Source organism: Streptomyces sp. NPDC096152 (assembly GCF_044763235.1).
Classification (GTDB): Bacteria; Actinomycetota; Actinomycetes; order Streptomycetales; family Streptomycetaceae; genus Streptomyces.
The window spans coordinates 440,444-466,035 of sequence record NZ_JBIWFW010000002.1; the positions used below are offsets into that span (position 1 = coordinate 440,444).

The 25,592-nt window shown below is 74.4% G+C and carries 26 protein-coding genes; 13 read left to right on the forward strand and 13 right to left on the reverse strand.

The features are described from left to right. Positions 1–54 precede the first annotated feature (54 nt). Entirely contained in the window at positions 55–735 is a 681-nt protein-coding gene (locus ACIQ9G_RS07445; RefSeq protein ID WP_403607365.1) for a lipoprotein, read from the reverse strand. A gap of 205 nt (positions 736–940) precedes the next feature. Between ACIQ9G_RS07445 and ACIQ9G_RS07450 the strand changes: the two genes are divergently transcribed. Further along, the gene (locus ACIQ9G_RS07450; RefSeq protein WP_403607366.1) at positions 941–1,468 is read left to right on the forward strand and encodes a hypothetical protein; all 528 of its coding nucleotides are present in this window, start codon (positions 941–943) and stop codon (positions 1,466–1,468) included. A gap of 77 nt (positions 1,469–1,545) precedes the next feature. Here the strand turns inward: ACIQ9G_RS07450 and ACIQ9G_RS07455 are convergent, their stop codons facing one another. Continuing rightward, entirely contained in the window at positions 1,546–3,138 is a 1,593-nt protein-coding gene (locus tag ACIQ9G_RS07455; RefSeq protein WP_403607367.1) for a glycerol-3-phosphate dehydrogenase/oxidase, read from the reverse strand. Then, positions 3,135–3,734: a TetR/AcrR family transcriptional regulator gene (locus tag ACIQ9G_RS07460; protein ID WP_403607368.1), complete on the reverse strand. Its 600-nt coding sequence runs from the start codon at positions 3,732–3,734 to the stop codon at positions 3,135–3,137. The genes ACIQ9G_RS07455 and ACIQ9G_RS07460 overlap by 4 nt, the downstream gene beginning before the upstream one ends. Positions 3,735–3,831: 97 nt before the next feature. Here ACIQ9G_RS07460 and ACIQ9G_RS07465 point away from each other — a divergent pair, with 97 nt between their 5' ends. Beyond that, the gene (locus ACIQ9G_RS07465; RefSeq protein WP_403607369.1) at positions 3,832–5,427 is read left to right on the forward strand and encodes an FAD-binding oxidoreductase; all 1,596 of its coding nucleotides are present in this window, start codon (positions 3,832–3,834) and stop codon (positions 5,425–5,427) included. Positions 5,428–5,629: 202 nt separating this feature from the next. Continuing rightward, complete coding sequence (locus ACIQ9G_RS07470) at positions 5,630–6,511, forward strand: YegS/Rv2252/BmrU family lipid kinase (RefSeq protein WP_403607370.1); 882 nt, start codon at positions 5,630–5,632, stop codon at positions 6,509–6,511. Between the two features lie 10 nt (positions 6,512–6,521). Here the strand turns inward: ACIQ9G_RS07470 and ACIQ9G_RS07475 are convergent, their stop codons facing one another. Then, the gene (locus ACIQ9G_RS07475; RefSeq protein WP_403607371.1) at positions 6,522–6,899 is read right to left on the reverse strand and encodes a transglycosylase family protein; all 378 of its coding nucleotides are present in this window, start codon (positions 6,897–6,899) and stop codon (positions 6,522–6,524) included. 200 nt (positions 6,900–7,099) lie between these two features. Here ACIQ9G_RS07475 and ACIQ9G_RS07480 point away from each other — a divergent pair, with 200 nt between their 5' ends. The 7 genes from ACIQ9G_RS07480 (at position 7,100) to hypE (ending at position 15,485) form a co-directional block, all read left to right on the forward strand. Then, positions 7,100–8,884 carry a hydrogenase maturation protein gene (locus tag ACIQ9G_RS07480; RefSeq protein WP_403607372.1) on the forward strand — a complete coding sequence of 595 codons (1,785 nt, stop codon included), beginning with the start codon at positions 7,100–7,102 and terminating at the stop codon, positions 8,882–8,884. Continuing rightward, complete coding sequence (locus tag ACIQ9G_RS07485; RefSeq protein WP_403607373.1) at positions 8,881–9,480, forward strand: hydrogenase maturation protease; 600 nt, start codon at positions 8,881–8,883, stop codon at positions 9,478–9,480. Before ACIQ9G_RS07480 ends, ACIQ9G_RS07485 begins: the two co-directional genes overlap by 4 nt. 76 nt (positions 9,481–9,556) lie before the next feature. After that, entirely contained in the window at positions 9,557–10,423 is an 867-nt protein-coding gene (gene hypB / locus ACIQ9G_RS07490; RefSeq protein ID WP_403607374.1) for a hydrogenase nickel incorporation protein HypB, read from the forward strand. Further along, positions 10,420–12,810, forward strand: a complete 2,391-nt coding sequence (gene hypF, locus ACIQ9G_RS07495; RefSeq protein ID WP_403607375.1) for a carbamoyltransferase HypF — start codon at positions 10,420–10,422, stop codon at positions 12,808–12,810. The genes hypB and hypF overlap by 4 nt, the downstream gene beginning before the upstream one ends. 95 nt (positions 12,811–12,905) lie before the next feature. Further along, entirely contained in the window at positions 12,906–13,241 is a 336-nt protein-coding gene (gene hypC, locus ACIQ9G_RS07500; RefSeq protein ID WP_392191847.1) for a HypC/HybG/HupF family hydrogenase formation chaperone, read from the forward strand. Beyond that, on the forward strand, positions 13,238–14,380 hold the full coding sequence (gene hypD / locus ACIQ9G_RS07505; RefSeq protein WP_403607376.1) for a hydrogenase formation protein HypD: 1,143 nt from the start codon (positions 13,238–13,240) through the stop codon (positions 14,378–14,380). Before hypC ends, hypD begins: the two co-directional genes overlap by 4 nt. Beyond that, positions 14,373–15,485 carry a hydrogenase expression/formation protein HypE gene (gene hypE / locus ACIQ9G_RS07510; protein WP_403607377.1) on the forward strand — a complete coding sequence of 371 codons (1,113 nt, stop codon included), beginning with the start codon at positions 14,373–14,375 and terminating at the stop codon, positions 15,483–15,485. Before hypD ends, hypE begins: the two co-directional genes overlap by 8 nt. Before the next feature lie 82 nt (positions 15,486–15,567). Here the strand turns inward: hypE and hypA are convergent, their stop codons facing one another. The 8 genes from hypA to ACIQ9G_RS07550 all read right to left on the reverse strand — a co-directional run bounded on the left by hypA (position 15,568) and on the right by ACIQ9G_RS07550 (position 22,163). Then, positions 15,568–15,918: a hydrogenase maturation nickel metallochaperone HypA gene (hypA, locus tag ACIQ9G_RS07515; protein WP_356190867.1), complete on the reverse strand. Its 351-nt coding sequence runs from the start codon at positions 15,916–15,918 to the stop codon at positions 15,568–15,570. A gap of 7 nt (positions 15,919–15,925) precedes the next feature. After that, entirely contained in the window at positions 15,926–16,132 is a 207-nt protein-coding gene (locus tag ACIQ9G_RS07520) for a hypothetical protein (RefSeq protein WP_403607378.1), read from the reverse strand. A 22-nt stretch (positions 16,133–16,154) separates the two neighbouring features. Next, the gene (locus tag ACIQ9G_RS07525; RefSeq protein ID WP_392191852.1) at positions 16,155–16,361 is read right to left on the reverse strand and encodes a hypothetical protein; all 207 of its coding nucleotides are present in this window, start codon (positions 16,359–16,361) and stop codon (positions 16,155–16,157) included. Positions 16,362–16,424: 63 nt separating this feature from the next. Then, positions 16,425–17,018, reverse strand: a complete 594-nt coding sequence (locus tag ACIQ9G_RS07530) for a DUF5947 family protein (RefSeq protein ID WP_403607379.1) — start codon at positions 17,016–17,018, stop codon at positions 16,425–16,427. Beyond that, the gene (locus ACIQ9G_RS07535; RefSeq protein ID WP_403607380.1) at positions 17,015–17,620 is read right to left on the reverse strand and encodes a NifU family protein; all 606 of its coding nucleotides are present in this window, start codon (positions 17,618–17,620) and stop codon (positions 17,015–17,017) included. The genes ACIQ9G_RS07530 and ACIQ9G_RS07535 overlap by 4 nt, the downstream gene beginning before the upstream one ends. Next, the gene (locus tag ACIQ9G_RS07540; RefSeq protein WP_403607381.1) at positions 17,613–19,406 is read right to left on the reverse strand and encodes a nickel-dependent hydrogenase large subunit; all 1,794 of its coding nucleotides are present in this window, start codon (positions 19,404–19,406) and stop codon (positions 17,613–17,615) included. Before ACIQ9G_RS07540 ends, ACIQ9G_RS07535 begins: the two co-directional genes overlap by 8 nt. Before the next feature lie 64 nt (positions 19,407–19,470). Continuing rightward, positions 19,471–20,559: a hydrogenase expression protein HypE gene (locus tag ACIQ9G_RS07545; RefSeq protein WP_403607382.1), complete on the reverse strand. Its 1,089-nt coding sequence runs from the start codon at positions 20,557–20,559 to the stop codon at positions 19,471–19,473. Next, positions 20,556–22,163, reverse strand: a complete 1,608-nt coding sequence (locus ACIQ9G_RS07550; protein ID WP_403607383.1) for a hypothetical protein — start codon at positions 22,161–22,163, stop codon at positions 20,556–20,558. Before ACIQ9G_RS07550 ends, ACIQ9G_RS07545 begins: the two co-directional genes overlap by 4 nt. 191 nt (positions 22,164–22,354) lie before the next feature. Here ACIQ9G_RS07550 and ACIQ9G_RS07555 point away from each other — a divergent pair, with 191 nt between their 5' ends. The 3 genes from ACIQ9G_RS07555 (at position 22,355) to ACIQ9G_RS07565 (ending at position 24,529) form a co-directional block, all read left to right on the forward strand. After that, a complete protein-coding gene (locus ACIQ9G_RS07555) occupies positions 22,355–22,882 on the forward strand; it encodes an MSMEG_6728 family protein (protein ID WP_403607384.1) in 528 nt (175 codons plus the stop codon). Positions 22,883–22,997: 115 nt separating this feature from the next. After that, on the forward strand, positions 22,998–24,005 hold the full coding sequence (locus ACIQ9G_RS07560) for a hypothetical protein (RefSeq protein ID WP_403607385.1): 1,008 nt from the start codon (positions 22,998–23,000) through the stop codon (positions 24,003–24,005). 131 nt (positions 24,006–24,136) lie between these two features. Continuing rightward, positions 24,137–24,529 (forward strand): DUF4440 domain-containing protein, encoded by a 393-nt coding sequence (locus ACIQ9G_RS07565; RefSeq protein WP_403607386.1) that lies wholly within the window; start codon positions 24,137–24,139, stop codon positions 24,527–24,529. Positions 24,530–24,601: 72 nt separating this feature from the next. On the opposite strand, the gene ACIQ9G_RS07570 is transcribed toward ACIQ9G_RS07565, so the two are convergent. Next, positions 24,602–25,387: a calcium-binding protein gene (locus tag ACIQ9G_RS07570; RefSeq protein WP_403607387.1), complete on the reverse strand. Its 786-nt coding sequence runs from the start codon at positions 25,385–25,387 to the stop codon at positions 24,602–24,604. Positions 25,388–25,592: the final 205 nt, after the last annotated feature.

Consider the following 25,592-nt stretch of genomic DNA (forward strand, 5'->3'; position numbering starts at 1 on the left):
GCCGGGACGGGCCGGCGGAACCGGACTCGGCCTCGTTCATGGGCGGGCCGCCGGTCAGGCCGGCGTGCGCAGGGTCCGCTTGGCGAGTTCGTAGGCGGGCAGCATCTGTTCGTGCTCCTCGGTGTCCAGGCCCCCGAGGTGCAGGACGACCGGCCCCTCCGTGGTGGTCACGGCGAGAGCGCGCTCCTTCTTCGTCTCGTCCAGCAGCCGGCTGGTGAAGACGTACTCGACCTCGACGCCGCTCACCCGGGCCGTCCGGAACGGGCGGTACCTCTCCCGGCTCGTGTCACCCTCGGCCGTCACGAAGGCCTTCAGGACCGCGCGGGCGTCCGTGTCGGCCGGTTCGCCGGTCCAGACGCGGAGGAAGCCGATGTTGCCGGCCGGCTTGGCGTCGATCTCGCACACGGCGGTCAGCGGGCCCTGGCGGAGCAGAGCGTCGGCGGCCTCCTCGGAGACCGAGGGGCCGTCCGGGCCGCCGTCGGCCGCGCTTCCCGGCGCGCCTGAGTCGACTGCCTCGGCCTTCCAGTCCTCGGCGATGTCGAAGGTGACCGGAAGCTCGCAGGCCGTGCCCGGGGCGCCGATGGTGCCGCCGGACGCGGCGGCGGCCGTGCCGTGCGCGCCGGGTGCCGTGGTCGCCGACGCGCGTGCCGTCTGCCGTGTGCTCTTCTCCGCCGCACCGGAGCAGCCCGTCAGGGCCCCGCCCAGCACCAGGGCGGGGACCAGTCCCCGCCACATCGTTCCCGTCCCGACCCGCACCGCGTCTCTCCCCTCGCCGCAGGCGGATCACTGTAATGGAGGCCCCTGCCCATGCCGTCGCCCGTGCTGTGCTGTGGCCGAAGCCACATTCTGGAAGAGACCTGGGCCATGCCGCCGCCCTCGGTGGGCGGGCTACCTTTCCAGGCGGCCCCCCTTCCCTGCGACAGTGCGATCGGTCCGGCACGTGCCCGAAGAACTCTCCCCTCTCATCGCGGCGACCGCCCAGTGGCTGACCGGCGCCTACCCGGCGTCCGGCGGAGCCCTGGCCAACGTCCTGTGCGAAATGCAGGCGCGCCAGGCCGTCACGGTCGCGGCGTGGCTGCGCTACCCGACGCCGATGGACGCCGCGCTGGTCGGCATGGCCGGGCCCGGTGGCTCGGGCCGCCTGGACTGGATCACGGGCGCGGACGGCGTCCAGGGCGGCGACCCGGACTCCTCCGCGTGGCGCTCCTGGGTGGACGAGGTGGTGGCCAGTTGGGCCGCCTGTCTGCTCACCGACCGGGAGCTGGCCGGCCGGGCGGTGGCCGCCGTGGTCGCGGGCGAGCACGTCACGGGTGCGCCGGCCGAGTTCCGGCGCCTGGTCACGCCGGACGAGAACGACCGCCGGGCGGCCGCGCTGCTGCGCCACCCCGACCTCGTGGGCCCGGTGGCCGCCCTGCACCGCGCCCAGCTCCGGGACCGCCTGGAGCAGGGCCCGGCCCAGGCCGCCTGACGTTCCACGCGCCCGGCGGCCGCGACGGCCCCGTCCGCCTCCGCCGAAAGACGGGTTCTCCGTCCTCGCCGGTCCCGTCACACGGCCAACTCGCCCATCGCCTCCCGCGCCGCCTTCAGGGCCATGGCCCGGTCGTCCGGGACGAGGCCGATGCGGGTGCGGCGGTCGAGGAGGTCGGCCTCGTCGAGGGCGCCCTCGTGTCGTACGGCCCAGACGAGTTCGGCGCGGGTGACGGGGTGACCCTCCAGGACCGGTTCGCGCAGGTCCGGGTTCTCGGCGCCCAGGGCGTGGACGGCCGGGGCCTCGCCGCCGTAGCGCCGGATCAGGTGCCGGGGGGCGGGGAGCGCGGCGAGGCGGTGCGCGGGCGCGGCGCCGACCAGGGGGACGGAGGCGGTGGGGGAGGGGCCCGCCTCGAGACGATGGGTGGCGACGGCGGAGTCGACGGCGTCCTCGGCCATCCGCCGGTAGGTGGTCAGCTTGCCGCCGACTACGGTCGTCACGCCGTCCGGCGAGGTGAGCACCGCGTGCCTGCGGGAGATGTCGGCGGTCCTGGGCGCGGCGCCGGAGCCCGTCGCCGGCGTGGTGTCCAGGAGCGGACGGAGTCCGGCGAAGGCCCCGACCACGTCGTCGCGGTGGACCGGCACGTCCAGGGCGGTGCCCAGCACGTCGAGCAGGAAGCCGATGTCGGTCTCGGGGACCTCCGGGACGTCGGGGATGTCGCCGTCGACGGGTTCGTCGGTGAGGCCGACGTAGACCCGGCCGTCGCCCTGCGGCAGGACGAGGACGAAGCGGTTCGTCTCCCCGGGGACCGGGACGTGCAGTCCGGCGGGCAACGGGCCGAGCCGCTCGGACCGCAGGACCAGGTGGGTGCCGCGGGAGGGCCGGATCCGGATGCCGTCCACCAGGCCGCCCGCCCACACCCCGGCGGCGTTGATCACGGCACGGGCGCGGATCTCGCCCTCCTCGCCGGTGAGTTCGTCGCGTATCCGGGCGCCGGAGCCGGTGAGTTCCAGGACCCGCACCCGGGTCAGGATCCGTGCGCCGCGCGCCGCGGCGGTCCGGGCGATCGCGGTGACCAGGCGGGCGTCGTCGGTGAGGCGGCCGTCCCAGGACAGCAGGCCCCCGCGGAGCCCGGTCGGCCGCAGCGCGGGAGCCAGGTGGCGGGTCTCCACGGCCGACAGCCTGCGCGGCGCGGGCAGGGTGGCGCGGGCCGTGCGAGCCGCCAGACGCAGCCCGTCCCCGGCGCGGAAGCCGGCCCAGGCCAGGGCGCCCTGACCGCGGGAGACCAGCGGCGTCAGCGGCAGGACGAACGGCTGGGCCCGGACCAGATGCGGAGCCGTGCGCTCCATCAGCACCCCGCGCTCGACCGCGCTCTCGTGGGCGACGTCGAGCTGCGCCGAGGCGAGGTAGCGCAGCCCGCCGTGGACGAGCTTGGAGCTCCAGCGGGAGGTGCCGAAGGCCAGGTCGTGCGCGTCGACGGCGGCGACGGTCAGCCCGCGGGCCGCCGCGTCGAGGGCGACTCCGGCGCCCGTCGCGCCGAGGCCGACGACCAGGACGTCCACGGCCGGGCCACCGACGGTGCGGGCCAGTTCCCGGGCGCGCCGGGCCGCGGTCAGGGAGGAGCCGGGGGCCGGGTCCGCCGCGCCGACCGGGCTGGTGCTGGAGGTCATGGCGTCAGGGTCCTCTCCAGGATGGTGCGCAGTTCCCCGAGGAAGGCCTCGGAGGTCAGGTCGGGGTCGTCCGCCTCCGTCATGGTGCGCAGCGACAGGGTGAAGGACTGGACGACCAGAAGCAGGGCGCGGGCCTGCCGCTCGGCAGGGCCCGGACGGACCGAGCCGTCGGCGTGGCCCTCGCGCAGGGCGTCGGCGAGCAGGCCGAGAAGGGCCTCCTGGCTGGCGCCGCGCCGGTCCAGCACGTAGGGGAGGAGCAGCTCGGGGTCCACGTCGACGATCTTGCGGAAGAGCGGATGGGCGCGGAACGCCTCCACTCCCGCCACGAGGCCGTCGACGATCAGCGTGCGGGTGTCCGTCCCCGGCCGGCGCTCCGGCATGGACCGGGTCGCCACATCGACCCACTCCCGGGTCATCAGGTCCCCGACCAGGGACCGCACGTCGGGCCAGCGCCGGTAGAGCGTCATCCGGGAGACGCCCGCGCGGCGGGCCACGTCGGTCAGCGTGGTGCGGCGGACCCCGACGGCCAGGACGCAGTCGCGCACGGCGTCGAGTACGGGATCGCTGTCCGAACCGTTGTGACGAATAGGCGTCATGTGTCACAGTGTAACGCGCCCCGGGTGCCGCAGGGCAAGGCGCGGCACGCCGGGGCGGAGCACGGCACGACTCGACACGACCGGTGAGGACAACCCCATGGACATGCTGTGGAGCGGCTGGGGCGACCCGGCCAAGGCCGCACCGCTGCCCGACACGGTGATCGGGCTGCTGCGCGACCTGCTCGGGGTCAAGCCCTGCGACGCCCCACCGGCCGGCCTGGAAGACATCGCCGTATCCGAGTCGCCGCTCGACGCCGCCGCGCGCCGGGCCCTGCTCGACGCCGTCGGAGACGAGGCGCACGTCCGTACCGACGCGGAGTCCCGGATCCGGCACACCCGCGGCAAGTCCACCCCCGACCTGCTGCGCATCCGCCGCGGCGACGTCGACGACGTCCCGGCCGCCGTGGTGCTCCCCGCGGGCCACGACGACGTGCTCGCCGTCCTGAAGGCATGCGCCGAACACGGCCTGGCCCTAGTCCCGTTCGGCGGCGGCACCTCCGTGGTCGGCGGACTCGCCCCCGAACGGCGGCGCCCGTTCGTCGCCCTGGACCTGCGCCGGATGGACGGCCTGCTCGCGCTCGACCCCGTCTCCCGCACCGCCACCCTGCAACCCGGCCTGCGCGCCCCGCAGGCCGAGGCACTGCTGGCCGAACACGGCTTCACCCTCGGCCACTTCCCGCAGTCGTACGAGTGGGCGACCATCGGCGGGTTCGCCGCCGCCCGCTCCAGCGGACAGGCGTCCGCCGGATACGGCCGCTTCGACGAGATGGTGCTCGGTCTCACCCTCGCCACCCCCGAGGGCACGCTCGACATCGGCCGCGCCCCCCGCTCGGCGGCCGGCCCCGACCTGCGCCAGCTCGTCCTGGGCTCAGAGGGGGCGTTCGGTGTCATCACGTCGGTGACCGTGCGCCTGCGTCCGCTGCCGCACACCCGGGTCTACGAGGGCTGGCACTTCGCCTCGTTCGAGGAGGGAACCGCCGCTCTGCGCCGCCTCGCCCAGGACGGACCGCGGCCGACCGTGCTGCGCCTGTCCGACGAGACCGAGACGCTGATCGGCCTCGCCCAGCCCGACGCCATCGGCTCCGCGGACGCGCCGCGGACCGCCGGATGCATGGCGATCGCCGGTTACGTGGGCACCGTGGAGGACACCACCCACCGCAGGGAGCACGCCGCGGCCGTCCTGCGCGAGTGCGGCGGCCGGTACGTCGGCGAGGAGCCCGGCGACCGCTGGGCGCACGGCCGTTACTCGGCGCCGTATCTGCGCGACTCGCTCCTCGACGCGGGCGCGTTCGCCGAGACGCTGGAGACCGCGGCCTTCTGGTCCCGGATCCCCGAGCTGTACGCCGCCGTCCGCACCGCGCTCACCACGGCCCTCACCGAGGCCGGCACCCCGCCCCTGGTGATGTGCCACATCTCCCACGTCTACGAGAACGGCGCCTCGCTGTACTTCACCGTCGTCTCGGCCCAGGGCGACGACCCCGTGGCCCACTGGACGCCCGCCAAGCACGCCGCGAACGAGGCGATCCTCGCGGCGGGCGGCACCATCAGCCACCACCACGGCGTGGGCACCGACCACCGCGACTGGTACGTCCGGGAGGCCGGACCGCTCGGCATCGAGGCCCTGCGGGCCGTCAAGCGACGGCTGGACCCAGAGGGCCTGCTCAACCCCGGGGTCCTGCTGCCCCTCGACTGACACGCGCCTGTCACACTGCCGCCACCGTCGGACCGTTTCACGGTTCGACCGCTCGACCGAACACCGAACCGCTCAAGCGCCCGACCGCTGGACCTCTTCATCGCTTCGTCGTTTCATCGACAAGGCGTCGCACCGTCCCCAGCCCGCTGCCCGCCGTCCCCCGGCTCCCGCCACCGACCCGCACCGCCCCGGAGGCCCACCGATGCGACAGTTCACCGCCATCGTCAACCCCACCGCGGGCGGATCCAGTGGCGCCGCGGCGCTGCTGCGAGTGGGACGGCTGCTCCGGGAGGCGGGGGCGGAGCTGGAGACCGAGTACAGCCGCAGCCTCGCCCATGCGCAGGAACTCGCCCGGGAGGCCGGAGCGCGGCAACGTGTGGTCCTCGCCGTGGGCGGCGACGGCATCGCCGGTGGCATCGGCGGCGCGCTCAGCGGCACCGGCGCGCTCCTCGGCCTGGTCCCGGCCGGCCGCGGCAACGACTTCGCCCGCGCCCTCGAACTCCCCGCCGACCCGGCCGCGCTGGCCCGGATCCTGCTCGACGGGTCCCCGCGTCTGGTCGACACCGTCGAGGTGGAGTCGGCGGTCCACCCGCGGACCGTCGTGCTCGGCAGCGTCTACGCGGGCGTCGACGCGCTCGCCAACCTCCACGCGAACCGGGCCCGGCTGCTGCGCGGTGCCGCCTCCTACTACGCGGGCGGGCTGCGGGCCGTCGCGAGCTGGCGGGCGGCGGACTACCGCGTCACCGTCGACGGGGTGGAGCACGATCACCGCGGCTACACCGTGGTGATCGCCAACTCCCCCTACTACGGCTCCGGCCGCATGATCGCCCCCGGTGCCCGGGTCGACGACGGCGTGCTCGACGTGGTCCTCATCCGCGAGGCGCCGCGCCTCCTGTTCTTCGCTCTGATGAACGAACTCAAGACGGGCGCGCACGTAGAGCGGCCCGAGGTGCGGATCCTGCGGGGCAAGGAGATCAGCGTCACGGCCGACCGCGCGGTGCCCTACGGCGCCGACGGCGAGGTCGACGCCGCCCTGCCCGTGACGGCCCGGGTGCTCCCCGGCGCGCTCGCCGTCCTGTGCTGAGCCGGAGCCGCTAGTGTCCGGCCCAGGAGCAGCCCCAGGCCGACATGCCCTGGATCCGGGCCAGCCGCCTGGCGACGTGGATCTGCTCGCGGCGGGTGGCCAGGTCGGCCCGGCGGGCGAACCGCAGGCCGCCGGCCGCCACCCAGCTGGACTGGCGGAACTGCAGCCCGCCGAAGTACCCGTTGCCGGTGTTGGCCCTCCAGTTGCCCCCGGACTCGCACGCCGCGATGGCGTCCCAGTTGGCGCGGAGGCCGGCGGAGGGGAGGGCGGTCGCGGCCGAACCGGAGGCCAGGGCTGCGGCGGTGGTCAGGGAGAGCAGCGCCGCGCGCAGTCCGCGACCCGGTGCAAGGAGGCGCGCGGTCCCGTCGATGTTCTGCTGACTGATCATGCGCAGACTGTTACATCAGATAAACAGAAAGTATCTGAGCGACGCGCCGTCAGTACCCCACGGCCCAGGGGGGCCTGGCGTTTCGCGTGCGGCAAGCCCGGCCGGAACAAGTCCAGATGGAGGAAGTGGCGCGGCGCGGGCAGGCGAAACGCCGTCACGGTCCTTCCCGGTACCGGACGAACCGGCGAACATGCCGCGTCATGGACATCCTGCTCGTCGCCAGCGCGTTCAACAGCCTGTCCCAGCGCCTGTACGCCGAACTGTCGGACCACGGCCACCGGGTGGAGGTCGTGCTCGCCTCGCACGGCGCGGACGCCGTGCGTGCCGCCCTCCGCGAGACGCGCCCGGAACTCGTCGTCGCGCCGATGCTGAGGACGGCGCTGCCCGAGGACGTGTGGCGGCAGCACACCTGTCTCGTGGTGCACCCGGGACCGCCGGGCGACCGCGGCCCGTCCTCGCTGGACTGGGCGATCGCCGAGGAGGCGCCGCGCTGGGGCGTGACGGTCCTGCAGGCCGAGGCGGGCCTGGACGCGGGCGACATCTGGGCGGCGCAGCCCTTCGACATGGCCCCGGCCGGGAAGAGCGACCTGTACCGCAACGAGGTGTCCGACGCCGCCGTCGGCGCCGTACTGCTGGCCGTACGGAGGTACGCCGAGGGCTCCTTCAAGCCGCAGCCGCAGAGCGATCCCGCGATCCGCGTGGTGTGGCGCGACGCGCTGCGCCAGGAGCGGCGGCGCATCGACTGGGACAACGACACCACCGCCACCGTGCTGCGCAAGCTCCGCGGGGCCGACTCCCGGCCCGGGGTCCTCGACGAACTCCTCGGCCGCGAGGTCTTCCTGCACGGCGGCCACCCCGAGGACCGGCTGCGCGGACGCCCCGGCGAACTGCTCGCCACCCGGGCGGGAGCGGTGTGCCGGGCCACGCGCGACGGTGCCGTGTGGATTCCGGAACTCCGGCCGCGCAAGGACTCCGGCGATCCCGCGCCCTTCAAGCGCCCGGCGGTCTCCGTCCTCGGCCCGCTCTCCGTCCCGGAGGCGGCCGTCCCGTTCGAACTGCCCCCCGGGCGGCGCACCTGGACCGACGTCCGCTACCGGCAGCACGGAGACGCCGGCTTCGTCACCTTCACCTTCCCCGGCGGGGCGATGAGCACCGACCAGTGCCACCGGCTGCTCGCCGCCTACCACCACGCCCTCGCCCGCCCCACCAAGGTGCTGGTGCTCGGCGGGACCCGCGACTTCTTCTCCAATGGCATCCACCTGAACGTCATCGAGGCCGCCGCGGACCCGGTCGCGGAGTCGTGGGCCAACCTGAACGCGATGAACGACCTGGTCGAGGCCGTGCTGCGGACCACCGACCGGCTGGTGGTCGCCGCGCTCGGCGGCAATGCGGCCGCGGGCGGCGTCATGCTCGCCCTCGCCGCCGACGAGGTGTGGTGCCGCACGGGCACCGTCCTGAACCCGCACTACCGCAGAATGGGCCTGTACGGCTCGGAGTTCTGGACCTACAGCCTGCCCCGCCGGGCCGGCGCGGGGACGGCCGGGCGGCTGACGGCCGAGGCCCTGCCGGTGAGCGCCACGGCCGCGGCCCGGCTCGGACTGGTGGACCGTCAGGTGCCCACCCCGGCGGCCGGGTTCGCCGCCGAGATCGACCGCATCGCGACCCGGCTCGCCCGGTCCCCGGACCTGGACCGGCGGATCGCGGCCAAGGCGGCGGCACGCGACCGCGACGAGGCGCACCGCCCGCTCGCGGAGTACCGCCGCGCCGAACTCGCCCGTATGCACGAGATCTTCTTCGACCCCGATGCCCCCTATCACGCGCTGCGCTCGGCCTTCGTCCGCAGGACCCCGGGCGGCTCGGCCCGTCCGCTGTCCCCGACCTGCACCGCGTCCGCCGGCACCGCGCCCGCCGGCACCGCGCCCGCCGGCACCGCGCCCGCCGGCACCGCGTCCGCCGGCATCACGCCCACCGGGAACTGCCGATGACCGCCGCGCGCCCCGCCCGCCTGCTGGTGGCGGGCGTCGGCAACATCTTCCTCGCGGACGACGCCTTCGGCCCCGAGGTGATGCGGGCCCTGCGGGAACGCCCGCTGCCAACCGCCGTGCGGGCCCGCGACTTCGGCATCCGGGGCCTGGACCTGGCGTACGAACTGCTGGACGGCTACGACGTCGCCGTCCTCGTCGACACCGCGGCCCGCGGCCACCGGCCCGGCACCCTGACCCTGGTCGAGCCCGAACCACCCGACGGCACGGCGTCCGGGGCCCCGCCGGAGGCGCACGGCATGGACCCGGCCAAGGTGCTGGCGCTGGCCGCGCACCTGGGCGACGGCCCGCTGCCCAGGGTCCTCGTCCTGGCCTGCGAGCCGCAGGTGCTGCCGCGCGACGACGAGGACATCGTGCCCGGGATCAGCGCACCGGTCCGGGAGGCCGTCGGGCGGGCCGTGACGGCGCTGCACACCCTGGTCCCGCTGCTCCTCGCCGACCCGGCGGCCACACCGGCGTTGGGCCGCCCGGAGGAATCGGACCGCCCGCACACGGCTGCGCTGCCGCACCTCGCGGCCGACGGCGCCGAAGATCGGTGACGGACCCGGGTCCGCCCGCCGCGCGGCGGGCGGACCCGGGCCCGTCCCTCCCGAGCCGACCCGAGGAGCAGCGCCCATGTGCCGGTCCGACGTCAAGCAGGCGGTCCTCGCCAAGAACGACGACCTGGCCGCGGCCCTGCGCCGTGACCTGGCCCGGCAGGGCGTCGCCGTGGTCAACCTGCTCTCCAGCCCGGGCAGCGGCAAGACCGAGCTGCTCGGCCGGGTGCTGGCCCGCGCGGTCGAGCGGGGCGTCCCGGTGGCCGCGCTGACCGCGGACCTGGCCACGGAGAACGACGCCGTCCGGCTGGCCCGTTCGGGGGCGCCGGTGCAGCAGCTGCTCACCGACGGGCTGTGCCATCTGGAGGCCCGGCAGGTCCGCCGCCGGCTGGCGGGCTGGCTCCCGGCGGACACGTCGGTGCTGTTCGTGGAGAACGTGGGCAACCTCGTCTGCCCGGCGTCGTACGACCTCGGCGAGACCCTGCGGATCGTGCTGATGGCGGTGACCGAGGGCGAGGACAAGCCGCTGAAGTACCCCACCGCGTTCGGCTCCGCCCACCTGGTCGTCATCACCAAGACGGACCTCGCCGGGGCGGCCGGTTTCGACGAGGGCGCCTTCCGCGCCCATGTGCACCGCGTCAACCCGGGGGTGGAGATCGTGCGGTCGTGCGCCCGCACCGGCGAGGGCGTGGACGTCGTCCTGGAACGGGCGCTCGCCGCCCGCGACGGCGCCCCGCCGCACCGCCCGCCGCTCGCACCCCACCCGCACGGCCACCACCACGGCGGCCACGACGACGCCGACGGCCACGAGCACGGCGGCGACCCCGGCGACGGCCACGGCGAGGGGCACGGCCACAGCCACGCCCACGATCACGCGAGCCCCGGCACCGAGGCCCGGAGCGGCCACCCCGAACACCCCGACCCGGCGTCCACACAGACCTCATGACCGCACCCGCCACCGGGCCGGTACGCCGTCGGCTCACCGTGCGCGGCACGGTGCAGGGTGTCGGCTTCCGGCCCTACGTGCACCGCCTGGCCGCCGACCTCGCACTGGCCGGGTTCGTGAGCAACACCGCGAGCGGGGTGGTGATCGAGGTCGAGGGACCCCCGGACGGCGTCGCACGGTTCTGCGACCGGCTGGCCGCGCAGCCGCCGCCGCTGGCCGCCGTCACCGGCATCGGACTGGAGGACGTACCCGCCACCGGCGCGACCGGCTCCTTCACCATCCGCCCCTCCGAGCACTCCCCGGGGCGGACGCAGCTCCCGCCCGACACCGCCACCTGCGCCGACTGCCTGCGCGAACTGGCCGATCCGGCCGACCGCCGCCACCGGCACCCGTTCATCACCTGCACCCACTGCGGCCCCCGCTTCACCATCGCCACCGCGATGCCGTACGACCGCGCGGTCACCACCATGGCCGGCTTCCCGATGTGCCCCGACTGCGCCCGGGAGTACGGCGATCCCGCCGACCGCCGCTTCCACGCCCAGCCCGTGGCCTGCCCCGACTGCGGGCCCCGGCTGCGCCTGATGACCGCCCGGGACGACGGCGACGGCGGCGGTGCGGGCCGCGCGGCCCGGGACGCGGCCGCCCTGACGGCCGCCCGGGCGCTGCTCGCCGCGGGGCGAATCGTCGCCGTCAAGGGTGTCGGCGGCTACCACCTGGCCTGCGACGCCACCGACCCGCGGGCCGTCGCCACCCTGCGCGGCCGCAAGGAGCGCGGCGGCAAGGCCTTCGCGGTGATGTGCGCCGACCTCGCCACCGCGGAGCGGATCGCGGTCCTGACCGGTGCGGAGCGGGCCGCGCTGACCGGTCCCCGGCGCCCCGTCGTCCTGCTGCGCCGGCGCACCGGCGCGGACTGCCTCCGACTGGCCGACGAGGTGTGCCCGGGCAGCCCGCACGTCGGCGTGATGCTGCCCTACACCCCCGTGCACACCCTGCTGTTCGGGCTGCCCGGCGATCCCCCCGGCCCCCGTGTGCTGGTCATGACCAGCGGCAACCGTTCCGGCGAGCCCATCGTCACGGACGACGGCGAGGCGCTGACCCGGCTGGCCGGACTCGCAGACGCCTGGCTCGCCCACGACCGCCCCATCGCCTCGCCGTGCGACGACTCGCTGCTGCGGGTCCGCCCCGACGGCACCGAGCAGGTGCTGCGCCGCTCCCGCGGGTACGTGCCCCGCCCGCTGCGCCTGGCGGTCCCGGTGCGTGCCGCGCTCGCGATGGGCGGCGACCTGAAGAACGCCCCGTGCGTCGGCGAGGGCGACCACGCCTGGTTCGGGCCGCACATCGGCGACATGGGCGACCTGACCGCGCTTCAGGCCGCTGGGCGAGTCGAGCGGCAGCTGCTGCGGCTGACCGGGATCACCCCCGCGCTGGTCGCCGCCGACCGGCACCCCGGCTACCACTCGTCCCGCCTGGCCCGCCGCCGGGCCGCCGAACTCCGGGCGCCGGAACCCCTGTTCGTGCAGCACCACCACGCGCACATCGCCTCGGCGATGGCCGAGCACGGCCTCGACGGCACCACCCCCGTGATCGGCGTCGCCTTCGACGGCACCGGCTACGGCGACGACGGCACCGTGTGGGGCGGCGAGGTGCTGCTCGCCGACTACGCGGGCTACCGGCGTTTCGCCCGCCTGACCCCGGCCCCGCTGCCGGGCGGGGACGCCGGAGTGGCCAACCCGTGCCGGCTGGCGCTGGCCCGGCTGTGGGCGGCCGGCCTGCCGTGGGAGCCCCACCTGCCCAGCGTCACCGCCTGCTCCCGTGAGGAATTGACCGTTCTGGAACGGCAGTTGAAGCGCCAGGTGGCATGCGTGCCGACCTCCAGCATGGGCCGGCTCTTCGACGCCGTGTCGTCCCTGGCGGGCGTGTGCCACCGCGCGGGGTACGAGGCGCAGGCCGCGCTCGAACTGGAGGCCGCGGCCACCCACGCCTGGGAGCGGGAGAGCGCGGCGTACGCCTTCGGGTTCACCCCCGGGCCCGGCCCCCTGGAGTGCGACCCCGCGCCGCTGCTGCGGGCCCTCCTGACCGATCTGCGGCGCGGCACCCCGGCGCCGGTGCTCGCGGCCCGCTTCCACCGGGGCGTCGCACGGGCCGTCACGGAGATCTGCCGGCGCGCCCGTACGGCCACCGGCCTCGGCACCGTCGCCCTCAGCGGCGGCGTCTTCGCCAACGGCCTGCTGGAGGAGGAGTGCACCGCGCTGCTGGCGGCGGACGGCTTCGCCGTGCTGCGCCACGGCGAGGTCCCGCCGAACGACGGCGGGCTGGCGCTCGGGCAGCTCCTGGTCGCGGCCCACCGGCCACCGGGCCGCCGGCCGCCCCCGCGAGCCGCCCGGTGAGGGGCGACCGCCCCGGCCCCCGCACGAGGAGGCCGGCCGACGACGGGACGGCCGGAGAACCGGCGACCGCACACAGCGACGATACGGAGTGACCCATGTGCTTGGCAGTGCCCGGCAAAGTCGTGGCCATCGACGACAGCGCCGACCCGCTCACCGGTCTGATCGACTTCGGTGGGGTGCAGAAACAGGCGTGTCTGGAGTACCTGCCCGATGTGCGGGTGGGGGAGTACGTCATCGTCCACGTCGGGTTCGCCCTGCAGCGCCTGGACGAGGAGTCGGCGCGGGCGTCCCTGGAGCTGTTCGAGCAACTCGGGCTGCTGGAGGAGGAGTTCGGCGACGCCTGGGAGCAGGCGGCGCAACAGTCCGGGAGCGCCGCCCCGCACGCCCCCGTGGCCGTGGAGAGCGGGGAGAACGGAAGTGAGGTGCGATGAAGTACATCGACGAGTTCAACGACCCCGAACTGGCGGGGCGGTTGTTGGACGAGATCCGCGCGACGGTCACCCGGCCCTGGGCGCTGATGGAGGTCTGCGGCGGTCAGACACACTCGATCATCCGGCACGGCATCGACCAACTGCTGCCCGAAAAGGTGGAGTTGATCCACGGTCCGGGCTGCCCGGTGTGCGTCACCCCGCTGGAGGTCATCGACAAGGCGCTGGAGATCGCCTCCCGTCCCGAGGTGATCTTCTGCTCCTTCGGGGACATGCTGCGGGTGCCGGGCACCGGCCGGGACCTGTTCCGGGTCAAGGGCGAGGGCGGTGACGTACGCGTGGTGTACTCGCCGCTGGACGCCCTCCAGCTCGCGCGCAGGCACCCCGACCGTCAGGTCGTCTTCTTCGCCATCGGCTTCGAGACGACCGCCCCGGCCAACGCCATGGCCGTGCACCAGGCCCGCCGCATGGGCCTGGACAACTTCAGCCTGCTGGTCTCCCACGTCCGGGTGCCCCCGGCGGTCGAGGCCATCATGACGGCGCCCGCCTGCCGGGTGCAGGGCTTCCTCGCCGCCGGGCACGTGTGCAGCGTGATGGGCACCGCCGAGTACCCGGAGCTGGCCGAGCGGCACCGCGTGCCGATCGTGGTGACCGGCTTCGAGCCGCTCGACATCCTCGAGGGCATCCGGCGTGCCGTCCACCAGCTGGAGCGCGGCGAGCACCGGGTGGAGAACGCCTACCCCCGCGCCGTCAGGGAGCAGGGCAACCCTGCCGCGCTGCGCATGATCGAGGAGGTGTTCGAGGTCACCGACCGCAACTGGCGCGGCATCGGACGCATCCCGGGCAGCGGCTGGCGCCTTACCGACGCCTTCCGCGCCCACGACGCCGAGCACCGCTTCGACGTCGGCGGCATCCGCACCGAGGAGCCCGCCGAGTGCCGGGCCGGCGAGGTCCTGCAGGGCCTGATCAAGCCGACCGAGTGCGCCGCGTTCGGCACCACCTGCACCCCGCGCACCCCGCTCGGCGCCACCATGGTCTCCAGCGAGGGCGCCTGCGCGGCCTACTACCTGTACCGGCGGATGAACGGCTCGGCCCCGCAGGGCTCCCGCATCCCGCAGGAGGAGATGAACCCCGTTGGCTGAACTGGCTTCCACGGCGGCCCCGGCTCCCCAAGGCGCCGCCCCCGTCGACCCCGCCCCCGTCGACCCCGCGAACTGGACCTGCCCCGCCCCGCTGCGCGACCAGCCGGTGGTGGTGATGGGGCACGGCGGAGGCGGCGCCCTGTCCGCCGAGCTGATCGAGCAGGTCTTCGCCCCCGCCTACGGCAACCCCGTCCTGGCCGCGCTCGCCGACTCGGCGGTCCTCGACCTCGGCGGCGCCCGGGTCGCGTTCTCCACCGACTCCTACGTCGTCCGGCCGCTGTTCTTCCCCGGCGGCTGTCTCGGCGACCTGGCGGTCAACGGCACCGTCAACGACCTGGCGATGAGCGGCGCCCGGCCCGCCTACCTGTCCGCGGCCTTCGTCCTGGAGGAGGGCGTCGGCCTCGACGTCGTCGAGCGGGTCGCCCGCGCCATGGGCGCGGCGGCCGAGGCGGCGGGCGTCACCGTGGCCACCGGCGACACCAAGGTGGTGGAGTCCGGACACGGCGACGGCGTGTACGTCACCACGGCCGGCGTCGGTCTCGTCCCCGAGGGCGTGGACATCCGCCCGCAGCGGGCCCGGCCGGGCGACGCCGTCATCGTCAGCGGTCCCATCGGCCTGCACGGTGTGGCGATCATGAGCGTACGGGAGGGCCTGGAGTTCGGTGTCGAGGTCGCCAGCGACACCGCGCCCCTGGCGGACCTGGTGGCGGCCATGCTCGCGGTCACCCCGGACATCCATGTGCTGCGCGACCCCACCCGGGGCGGTCTCGCCGCGTCCCTCAACGAGATCGCCCGCGCCTCCGGCACCGGCGTACGCCTGCGGGAGCGCGCGATCCCGGTCCCGGACGCGGTCGTCAACGCCTGCGGATTCCTGGGACTCGACCCCCTCTACGTCGCCAACGAGGGCCGGCTCGTCGCCTTCGTACCGGGGCCGGAGGCGGAGGCCGTCCTCGCGGCGATGCGCGCCCACCCGCGGGGCGGGGGCGCCGCCGTCATCGGCGAGTGCGTCGCCGACCACCCCGGCATGGTCGTGGTCTCCACCGGCCTCGGCGGCACCCGGGTGGTGGACCTGCCGCTCGGTGAGCAACTGCCGCGCATCTGCTGAGCCCGGAGCGCACGGCCCCGACCACGGCGACGACCCCGCCGGAGCCCTGGGCTCCGGCGGGGTCGTCCTGTCGCCCGGCCCGTCAGGCCGGGACCGGCTCGATCCCGGTGATCTCCAGCTCCCGCCCCCTGCGCAGCTCCTGCGACGGGCGGTCGCAGCGCGGACACCAGAAGAACGGGGGCATGCCCACCGGGAACTCCTCTGCGCACGGGGCGCAGTAGGCGTGCGCGGGAACCTGCTCGACGACGAGCCGGGCCGCGGCGAGCGCGGTCCCGTCGCGCGCCACCTCGAAGGCGAAGGTCAGCGCGTCGGGCACGACACCTGCCAGCTCGCCCACCCGGACGGTGACCGCCGCGACGGCGTCCGTCCCGTCCGCGCGGGCGAGGTCACCGGCCTGTTCCACGATCGCGGTCGCGATCGACAACTCGTGCACGACCGGCTCACGGATACCGGTGGCCCGCGCGGAAGCCACCGGTCATGCGCCAGATCCGCACCTCGCGCTTCAGGCTGGGGAACAACCAGGCGAACAGCGCCAGCGCCAGTCCGCCCGTCAGAGCGGCCTGGGCCGCCAGCAGGCGCCGCGCCGTTCCGCCGGCACCCCTGCCCGCGCCCGCCGCGCGCCTCGTTCTCGCTCGTTGGAGCTTCATCACGGCCACTCCCTGCTGTCTGTCATCCAGGTGAGATGTTCGGCATGACCTTCAGGAGCGTGTCATGCCGCTTCCAGTGGATCCCGGTGGAGCGGCGCGCGTCGGCGGTGCCGTCCTTGTGGTGCCCGGTCTGCTCCTCGTAGGGCCCGGTGTTGCCCTGGTGCATACCGGGCACATGCGTGGGCATGTCGGGCCGGGCCTGGGGCCGGCCCACTCGGATGCTGCCCATGGGTGCTCTCCTTCCTCGCCTCCGCCGGTCCCGTCCTCGGGGGCGGTCCGGCGGAGCACGTGCTCACGAACGCTCGGTGAGGTCCGCGAAGAACCGCTCGACGGCGGGCCACACCCGCCCGCCGCCGGACAGGCCCCGCCACTCCCGGCGGACCACGGCCACCATCCGGAAGCAGTCGTCGATCGGCACGATCCAGTGGTGGTCGAGACCGTGCACGGTGTTCACCAGCAGCGCCTCCACCTCGGGTTCCACGGAGGCGAGCTGCGGACACAGGGCGGCCATCCGCTGCCAGGCGGCCGCCTCCACCTCCCACCGCATGGCCCCCGCCGGGCTCGGGCCCTGGGCGGTGACCGTGCCGTCGGCGCGCGGCACGAAGAAGACCAGGCCGACCGGCACGCCCAGCGGCCCGGTGTCCAGGTGCGGCAGCCGGATCCGGCGCCGGGGCACCAGGCGGAAGTGCCCGTCGCCCGCCCCGTCCCCGGCGAACAGCACCGAGCAGGGGCCGCAGACGCAGCGCACCTCGTCCTGGCCGGTGTCGTACAGGTGGGGATGCTCGTCGGCCACCGGGGCCGCGCACAGGTCGCACACCTCGGCCCGCTCCGCCGCCAGGTCGCCCGCTGAGCGGATGACGCGGGCCAGTGCTCCGTCCATGCTCACCCGGCCTCCCGCACCCGCGGCGCGGCCCGGAGCGCCAGCGCGTCCAGTGGGACGAACGCGGGCGCCGGGCGCCGCTCGTTCCCGCCCGGCACCGGCTCCACCGCCGTCAGCTCCGGGGCGGCCGCGAGCACCGCCGCGCGGACCGCGTCGGCGACGTCGTCCGTCCCGCCGCCGCAGCCGGAACCGCATCCGCCGCCGGTGGTCAGACGCACCCGGCCGACCCGGCCGTCCGCCCCGTCCTCCACGCCGGCCCACTCCAGGTCGCCGCCGCGTTCGCGGACGGCGGGCCGCAGCCGTTCCACCGCGCGGGCGGCGCGGTGCTCGGCCGACTCGGGGTGGATCCCGTGCAGCACCAGCAGATGCCCCAGCAGCTCGTCCTCGGCCAGACGGCCGGCCATCCGCCCGTCCGCATGGTCCAGCACGCGGGCCAGCGCCTCGCCGTAGACCTCGGTGAGCAACCGTACGGCCTCGATCGCACCGCGCGCCGTCGGGCCGGGCGCGGACTCCAGCCCCGCCAGCAACTCGTCGAGCCGGGCGAGCCGTGACTCGACAGCCGGGTCGGCGAGCCGTCCGGTGGGGGAGTCCTGCCCCGCCTCAGCCATGGTCGGCCCCGTACGTCGGCGAGTGCACGGTGGTCAGCGTCTTGCCCTTGCCCATGTACATGTGCACCCCGCACGGCAGACAGGGGTCGAAGCTGCGCACCGTGCGCATGATGTCGACGCCCTTGAAGTCGTCCGGCCCGTTCTCCTCGAAGATGGGCTGGCCCTGCACGGCGTCCTCGTACGGTCCGGGAGTGCCGTAGATGTCGCGGGGGCTGGCGTTCCACGGGGTGGGCGGGTACGGGTGGTAGTTCGCGATCTTCTTGTCCTTGATCACCAGGTGGTGGGAGAGGACGCCGCGCACCGCCTCGTGGAAGCCGCAGCCGATCGCCTCGTCCGGCACTTCGAAGTTCTCGAACACCTTGGTGTCGCCGGCCCGGATCAGCCCCATGGCCTCCTCCAGGAACTGCAGTGCCATGGCGGCCGCGTAGGCGACGAAGTACGGCCGGGCGCGGTCCCGTTCGATGGTGTTGCTCCACTGCGGGATCCGCCACTCCAGCGTGGTCTCCGGCAGCGTCTCGCCCTTGGGCAGGGAGATGCGCACGCTGTTGCCGGTCGCCTTGACGTAGGGGGTGTCCACCAGGCCGCTCAGCGCGGTCGACCACAGCCGTGCGAGCGGGCCGCCGCCGGTGTCCAGGGCCAGGTGCTGCCCCGTCTCCGGGTGATACCAGCGCGGGCTCATCACCCAGCTGTACTTGCCCTCGAACTCGCGCTTCTGCGGCACCGGCAGCGTGGTCTGGTTCCACGGGTGCCGCATGTCGACGGGGTTGCCGAGCGGGTCGTGGGTGACGAACGGCTGCTCGTTGACCCAGTCCTCGTAGAAGGAGCTGCCGAGCATGATGCGCAGGCCCAGGTTGATGTCGACCAGGTTGTTGGTGACGAGCTCGCCGTCGACGACGATGCCGGGGGTGACGTACATCGCCTTGCCCCAGGTGTTCATCGTCTCGTAGCGGTAGTCGACGACGTCGGGGTTCTGGAAGGCGCCCCAGCAGCCCAGCAGGATACGGCGCTTGCCGACCTCCTCGTAGCCGGGCAGCGCCTCGTAGAAGAAGTCGAAGACGTCGTCGTTCATCGCCACCGCCTTCTTCACGAAGTCGATGACGCGCATCAGCCGGCTCAGGTAGTCGGTGAAGGTGCTCGGCGTCGGCATCGTGCCGACACCGCCCGGGTACAGCGTGGAGGGGTGGACGTGCCGCCCCTCCATCAGGCAGAACATCTCCCGGGTGACCCGGCTGACCTTCAGGGCCTCCTTGTAGACCTCGCCCTCGAAGGGGTTGAACGCCTTCATGATGTCGGCGACGGTCCGGTAGCCGTGGACGTCGCCCCGGGGCGCGGCGGTGCGCTCGGCGCGGGCGAGCACACCGGGGTTGGTGGCCTTGACCATCGCCTCGCAGAAGTCCACGAACACCAGGTTGTCCTGGAAGATCGTGTGGTCGAACATGTACTCGGCGGCCTCGCCGAGGTTGACGATGTGCTCGGCCAGCCGCGGCGGCTTGACGCCGTAGGCCATCTGCTGGGCGTAGTCGGAGCACGTGGTGTGGTTGTCGCCGCAGATGCCGCAGATGCGCGAGGTGATGAACCCGGCGTCGCGCGGGTCCTTCCCCTTCATGAACACCGAGTAGCCGCGGAACAGCGACGAGGTGCTGTGGCACTCCACGACTTCCTGGTTGGCGAAGTCGATCTTCGTGTAGATGCCCAGGTTGCCGATGATCCGGGTGATCGGATCCCAGGACATGTCCACGATCTGTGCGGGCTTGCGCCCCGTGGGCCGGGCCTCGGTAGTGGTCATCTGCGTTACTGCCCCTCGCTGTCCGTGTTCCTTGGTTCTGGGTGGGTGTGCGGTCCGCGCGGCATCAGGGGCGCCAGTGCGGGTCGTAACCGCTGGTCAGCTTGCGCTTGTTGTGGCGCCACCTGGGCTCGTGGTTCACCATCTCGTTGGTCAGCCCGCGCAGTCGGCGGATGACGGCGCCGTACGGCTTGATGGCGAGCGACGACAGCGTGCCGCCGGGAGGCTCGTCCATGAACGGCATGAACGCGTCGGGGAAGCCGGGCATGGTGCAGCCGATGCAGATGCCGCCGACGTTCGGGCAGCCGCCGATGCCGGCCATCCAGCCGCGCTTGGGCACGTTGCAGTTGACGACCGGGCCCCAGCAGCCCGTCTTCACCAGGCACTTGGGGGAGTTGTAGTCCCTGGCGAAGGTGGCCTGCTCGTAGTACGAGCCCCGGTCGCAGCCCTCGTGCACCGTCTTCCCGAACAGCCACTGCGGGCGCAGCATGTGGTCCAGCGGCGGCGGGGGAGCCGAGCCGGCCGCGTGGTACAGCGTCCAGATCAGCGTCTCCATGAAGTTCTCGGGCTGGATCGGGCAGCCGGGCACGTTGACGACCGGCAGGCCGCCCTGCGACTTGTAGTCCCAGCCCAGGTAGTCCGCGAGGCCCATGCAGCCGGTGGGGTTGCCGGCCATCGCGTGGATGCCGCCGTAGGCGGCGCAGGTTCCGGCGGCCACCACCGCCCAGGCCCTGGGCGCCAGTTGGTCGATCCACCAGTTCAGGGTCTGCGGCTCGCCGGTGTCCGGGTCGTTGCCGAAGGACGTCCAGTAGCCGTCGCCCTTGATGATCTTCTGGTTCGGGATCGACCCCTCGATGACGAGGATGAAGGGGGCCAGGTCGCCGCGGGCCGCCGCCCGGTAGGGGGCGAGGAAGTCCTCGCCGCCCAGACTCGGCGAGAGCACCTTGTTGACCAGGTTCACCTTGGGCAGGCCGGGGATCAGGCCGAGAACCAGGTCCTCCAGGGAGGGCTGGTCGGCGGCCGTCAGCGAGACGGTGTCGCCGTCGCAGCTCATCCCTTCGGAGATCCACAGGATGGTGATCTCGTCGAAGCCCTTCCGCTCCTCGGCCCGGCTGGGTTCTCGGCTGACGTCGGTGGTGCCGCTGTGCGTGGTCATGTGTTCGGCCTCCCCATCAGGGGGTCTCGGAGTCGGTCGGGTGCCGCCGTCACAGGTGCGGCGGGAGCCGCCGCGGGCGGCTCGTCCGGGGTGTGCGTGAGCGGCTCGAGTTCGTCGGGCCGGAAGTAGTGGAAGCGGCCGTACCAGCCGTTGAGTTCGGCGGCGGGGTCGTCGTCGAGGGTGACCGCGAGGTGCGTGCTGCCGTCCACGTCGTGGAAGACGGCGGCGACCTGGGCGGTCCGCCCGAGCAGGAACATGTCCTGCGCGTCGGCGCCCCGGCCCCGCGGGCACAGCCGCACGCGGCTGCCGCGCCCCACGGGCACACCGTCGACGGGCACCGTGTCGGTGGCGGGGGACAGGCCGTCGTCGGCGCCCTCCTGCCACCAGGCGGCGCGCCCGGCGCCGGGGCCCGGGGCCGTGGGCGTCCCGGGTGCCGCGGGATCGGCCGGGGAAAGGGAGCGGATGGCGCCGTGCAGCCGGGCGAAGACCTCCCGGGGCATGGAGTCGACGCGGTCCAGGATCTCGGCCGCCCGTGGGTCGGTGGCGCGTGCCTCGCGCTTCTCCTCGTCGGTCAGGAGCATGGTGCGCAGCGTCAGGATCTCGTCGATCTCCCCGGCGTCGTGCAGATCGCCCGGGCTCTCCGGCGCCACCTGCGGGTGGTCGGGAAGGATGATCGGGGCGGAGAGCAGGGCGGGCCCGGTGTCACCGTCCCGCGGTGCGCCGCCGGGGGCACCGGACGCGAGGTCTTCCGGGGAGCCGCCGCCGAGGACGGGAAACGTGAACGCGTTGCGGCAGTCGCGGACGTGGTCGCCCAGGGCGGCGGGCGGGTCGATGAGCGAGGCGAACTCCAGCCCCTCGCCGCCGACGAGGGTGTGCGTGGCGATCAGGGCGTCGCGCAGCACCTCGTCCCGCGCGGCCCGGGGATCAGCCGCCCGCCCGGTGTGCTCGGTGCGCACCCGGAGCCGGTACACGTCCTCCGCCAGCCGCTCGGCGGCGACCGTGGCGCTCGCCCGGACCTCCCGGCGCCGCCGCACCACACGCCCCGCGCCCGCCGGCAGCGGCTCGGTCTCCTCGCCGGCCGGCGCGCCCACCGAGGCGGTGAACCCGCCCCGCAGCAGGTCGGCCAGCGGGACGACGAGGTCCGTCTCCCGCGGCACCGCCTCTTCGAAGGTCAGATGCGCGGTGCCGTCGGCCGTCCGCAGCGACTCCACAGGACGGTGACCGCCGTCGCCGGTGGCCTCCTCCACCTGCTTGTGCTGCATCTGCAGGTAGCGCACCCGCACCCGTAGGACGGCGTCGGCGCCCCGTGCGCGCAGCACGCACTCGGTCTGCTGGTACCAGGAGTCGGCGGAGCCGGACACGCCGGGCACGACCGGTCCGTCGCGTTCGACCCAGTCGGGGGGCAGCAGGACGCCGAACTGCCAGCGCACCCGGTTCTTGGGCGACGAGCGGCGGTACGGGTAGAGCAGGTAGCCCTCGTACAGGACGGCGTCGGCGACCGCGCTCAACCGTGCGAAGGGATGCCCGCCACGGCTCGTGGACCCGGCTTCGCCGTCCACGGGGGCGGCGCACGGAACGCCACCTTCGACCACGGCCTCCGGCATCACGCCTCCTCGGATTCGCACTTGCACCATCACTTCCACCACCGTCACACCGCTGACGCGGCTTCGCCCCCTGCGGCCCAGTGCGGTTGGGCCGGTCAGGTGAAGGGCGGACGCCGGGCGGGCCGGAAGCCGGAAGACTGACCGGGCCGGTCCGATTCGGCCCGGCCCCTTCGCACGCTCCGGACGGCCTCATGCAGACGTTCCTGCCGTACGCCGACTTCGCCGCGTCCGCGCGGGTGCTCGACCGCCGCCGCCTGGGCAAACAGCGGGTCGAGGCCGTGCAGGTGCTGCGCGGCCTGACGGTCCCCGGCCACGGATGGCGCCGGCATCCGGCCGTGCGCATGTGGGCCGGGTACGAGGAGGCGCTGGTCCGCTACGGCCTTGAGGTCTGCCGGGTCTGGCGGGAGCGGGGCCACCAGGACAGCTGCGCGGCCACCCTCGTCGCCGACCTCGCCGCGGTCCGTCCCGGGGCTCCGGTGCGCGACCAGCGCGACCTGGCGGCCGCCGGGGAACTGCCTCCTTGGCTCGGCGACGAGGCCGTGCACCGCAGCCACCGGTCGGCACTGGTGCGCAAGGACCCGGACGTCTACGCCGCGCTCTTTCCCGGGGTGCCCGACGACCTGCCGTACGTCTGGCCGTCGTCGGACCGCGAGGGGGCGGCGCGGACGCGCCCGCCGGGCGGCGACCGACCGGGTGGGCGGCCACCGGGCGGCGACTGACCGGATGGATCCCCGGGCGGCGACTGGCCAAGTGGGTGGCCGCCGGAGATGCCTCGCGCCGCCCTCGCGTGTTCGAATTTTCGTTCGATAGTGTGGGTCGTGCGAGGTGAGAGACATGACGGCGAACGCGAGGGGGCCCGAGGTGGCGACGGTGATGCATGTGCGCTGCCCCGACCGTCTGCCGGAGGAGACCTACCGGCAGGTACTGGAGCAGCTGGCGGAGCTGTCGCCGGTGGTGCAGGCCCTGCCCCCGGCCGCGGCCCTGGTGGAGCTGAAGGGGGCCCTGCGCTACCACGGCATGGACGCGCGCCGGCTGGGCGAGGTGCTGCGGGTGCGGACGATCTCCCGGCTCGGCGTCGACGTCAGGGTCGGGATCGGCCCCTCGATCACGGTGGCGGCCACCGCGTCCGCCCAGGTGGACGCCCCGGGCGGCGTCCTCGCCGTCGACCCCGGCCAGGTCACGCGGTGGCTCGGGCCGCTGCCGGTCGAGGCCCTCCACGGCATCGGCCCGCGGCAGGCGGAGGCCCTGCGCGACTACGGCATCCACACCGTGGGCCTGCTCGCCGCCACCCCGCCCGCCACGGTGCAGCGGCTGCTCGGGGGCAGGGCCGGGCGGTCGGCCGCCGAACGGGCCCGCGGTGTCGACCCGCGCGCGGTCGTCCCCCGGGCGCTGCCCGCCTCGGCCTCCGTGCGCTGCGCCTTCCCCCGTCACGCCCTGGAGGGCGCCGAGGTGCGGGCCGCCCTGCTGGACCTGGTCGTCCGGCTCGGACGCCTGCTGCGCGGGCGCCACCAGGCCGCCCGGGCGCTGACCCTGGTGCTGCGCTTCGCCGGCGGCACGGCGTGGGACACCACCCGCCGTCTGCCGGAGCCCTCCGCGCACGACGAGGACCTGCGCACCCTGGCGTACCGGCTGATGGACGCCGCCGGACTCCAGCGCGGCCGTCTGACCGGCATGGCCCTGAGGGCCGAGGACCTCCTCGACGCCGACAGGGTGGCCGAGCAGATCAGCCTGGACGGCGCACGCGAGGCCCGTCTGGTCGCGGAGGAGGCCATGGACCGGATCCGGGACAGGTTCGGGCCCGGCGCCGTCGGCCCCGCCGCGGTGTTCCGGCGTGCCGGGTGACCCGGTGGGCCCCGTGCCGCGTGCCGCGTGCCGGGTGACGCGGTGGGGGCCCGTGCCACCGGTGGGGCCGTGGGTGAGCGACGGGGAAACCCGGTTGCGAGGGGCCCGGTGCCCTGGCCGAGGATGATCGTATGAGTCGAGAAACGGACGAGGACGAGGTGGCCGGGGCCGTCGCCGGCGAACTGCGCCTGATGGACCCGGAGGTGCGTGCCTCACGGCCGCTGGCCGACCGGCTGCTGGACCCCGGGTTCGTCGAGGTCGGCGCCTCGGGCCGACGGTGGACCCGCGAGGAGATGCTCGCCGCGCTCCCGGACCTCGGGGGCGGCGCCGCGCACGGCCCCCGCTACGAGCCGTCGGACATCACGGGAGTCGTGCTGGCCCCCGGGCTGGTGCACCTGACCTACGAGACCGTGGCCGGCGGCCGGCGCGCCCGCCGCAGCTCGCTCTGGCGCAGGAGCGACGGGGCGGACGGCTGGCGTATGTACTACCACCAGGCCACCCCCGTACCGCCCGGAACCGACTGAACCACCGTCAGTCGCGGCCGTGAGCCGTGGCGGCCGGCCCGGCCCCGACGGGGGTGAGCCGGCCGCACGGTGTCACTGCACGTCGACGTAGTCGCCGCTCGCCTTGACGGCGGGGGTGGTCGAGGTGCCGGTGAAGTACCAGCGCCAGTAGCCGTCCTCGGCCGCGGTGGCCGTGGTGCTCAGCCCGCCGGTGCTCGAGGTGTACACGGTCTTGACGGTGGAGTAGGTGGTGCTGCCGGCCTTGCGGAACTGGAGCTTGACCGGCTGGTCGGCGTAGCCCCGGTAGTCGAGGCTGTCCCAGTTGGCCCGGGACAGCTTGCCCGTGACCGAGAGGGTCTGGCCCTTGGCGACCGGCTCCGGGCTCGCGTTCACCGTCAGCTTCGACAGGCGCTGCAGCCGCGTGGTGCCGTAGGCCCAGCGGTCGGTCCAGCTGCCGTCGTTGGCCGACGCCTGCACCTCGACCTTCCACGTGCCCGCGTCGGCGTTGGTCTGCCACCAGTCGGGCTCGAAGGTGAACGTCTTCGAGCAGGTGGACGTCGTGGCGCTCGCGGCCACGCAGTCCGCCGGGGTGGTGTCCTGGTCCGTGGCGATGCTGTCGGTGGCGTCGAAGTAGGGGTCGCTCCCGTCCGGGCCCCGCCACAGGGAGAAGTCGGCGTCCCAGATGCCGGAGGGGTCGCTCGCCGTCACGGACACCGTGACCGTGTGGTCGGTGGTGCCGACGACGATGCTCTTGCCGCCGTTGACGACCACGTTGTCGATCTGGATGTCACCGGTCCCGTCGTCCGCGTAGGCGGCCGGAACGGTGATCCCGGCCAGCGCGGTGACGGCGAGCGCGGCGAGTATGGCGCGTCTTCGCACAAGTCTCCTTTGTGAGCACGGAGGATGTCCGCCCGGTAGGCGGCTCCGTGGCGGCGCCCACTATAAGTTGATCTTCGAGGCCGCAGAACCCTTCCGGCACCGCCCGCGGGAAGGGGTGATCTCCGCGGTGATCAGGCGTGTCGCGGTGCCGTCCGTGGGCACTGGGAGACGATGGGGCCGCCCTCGGGACGTTCCGGACAGCGGT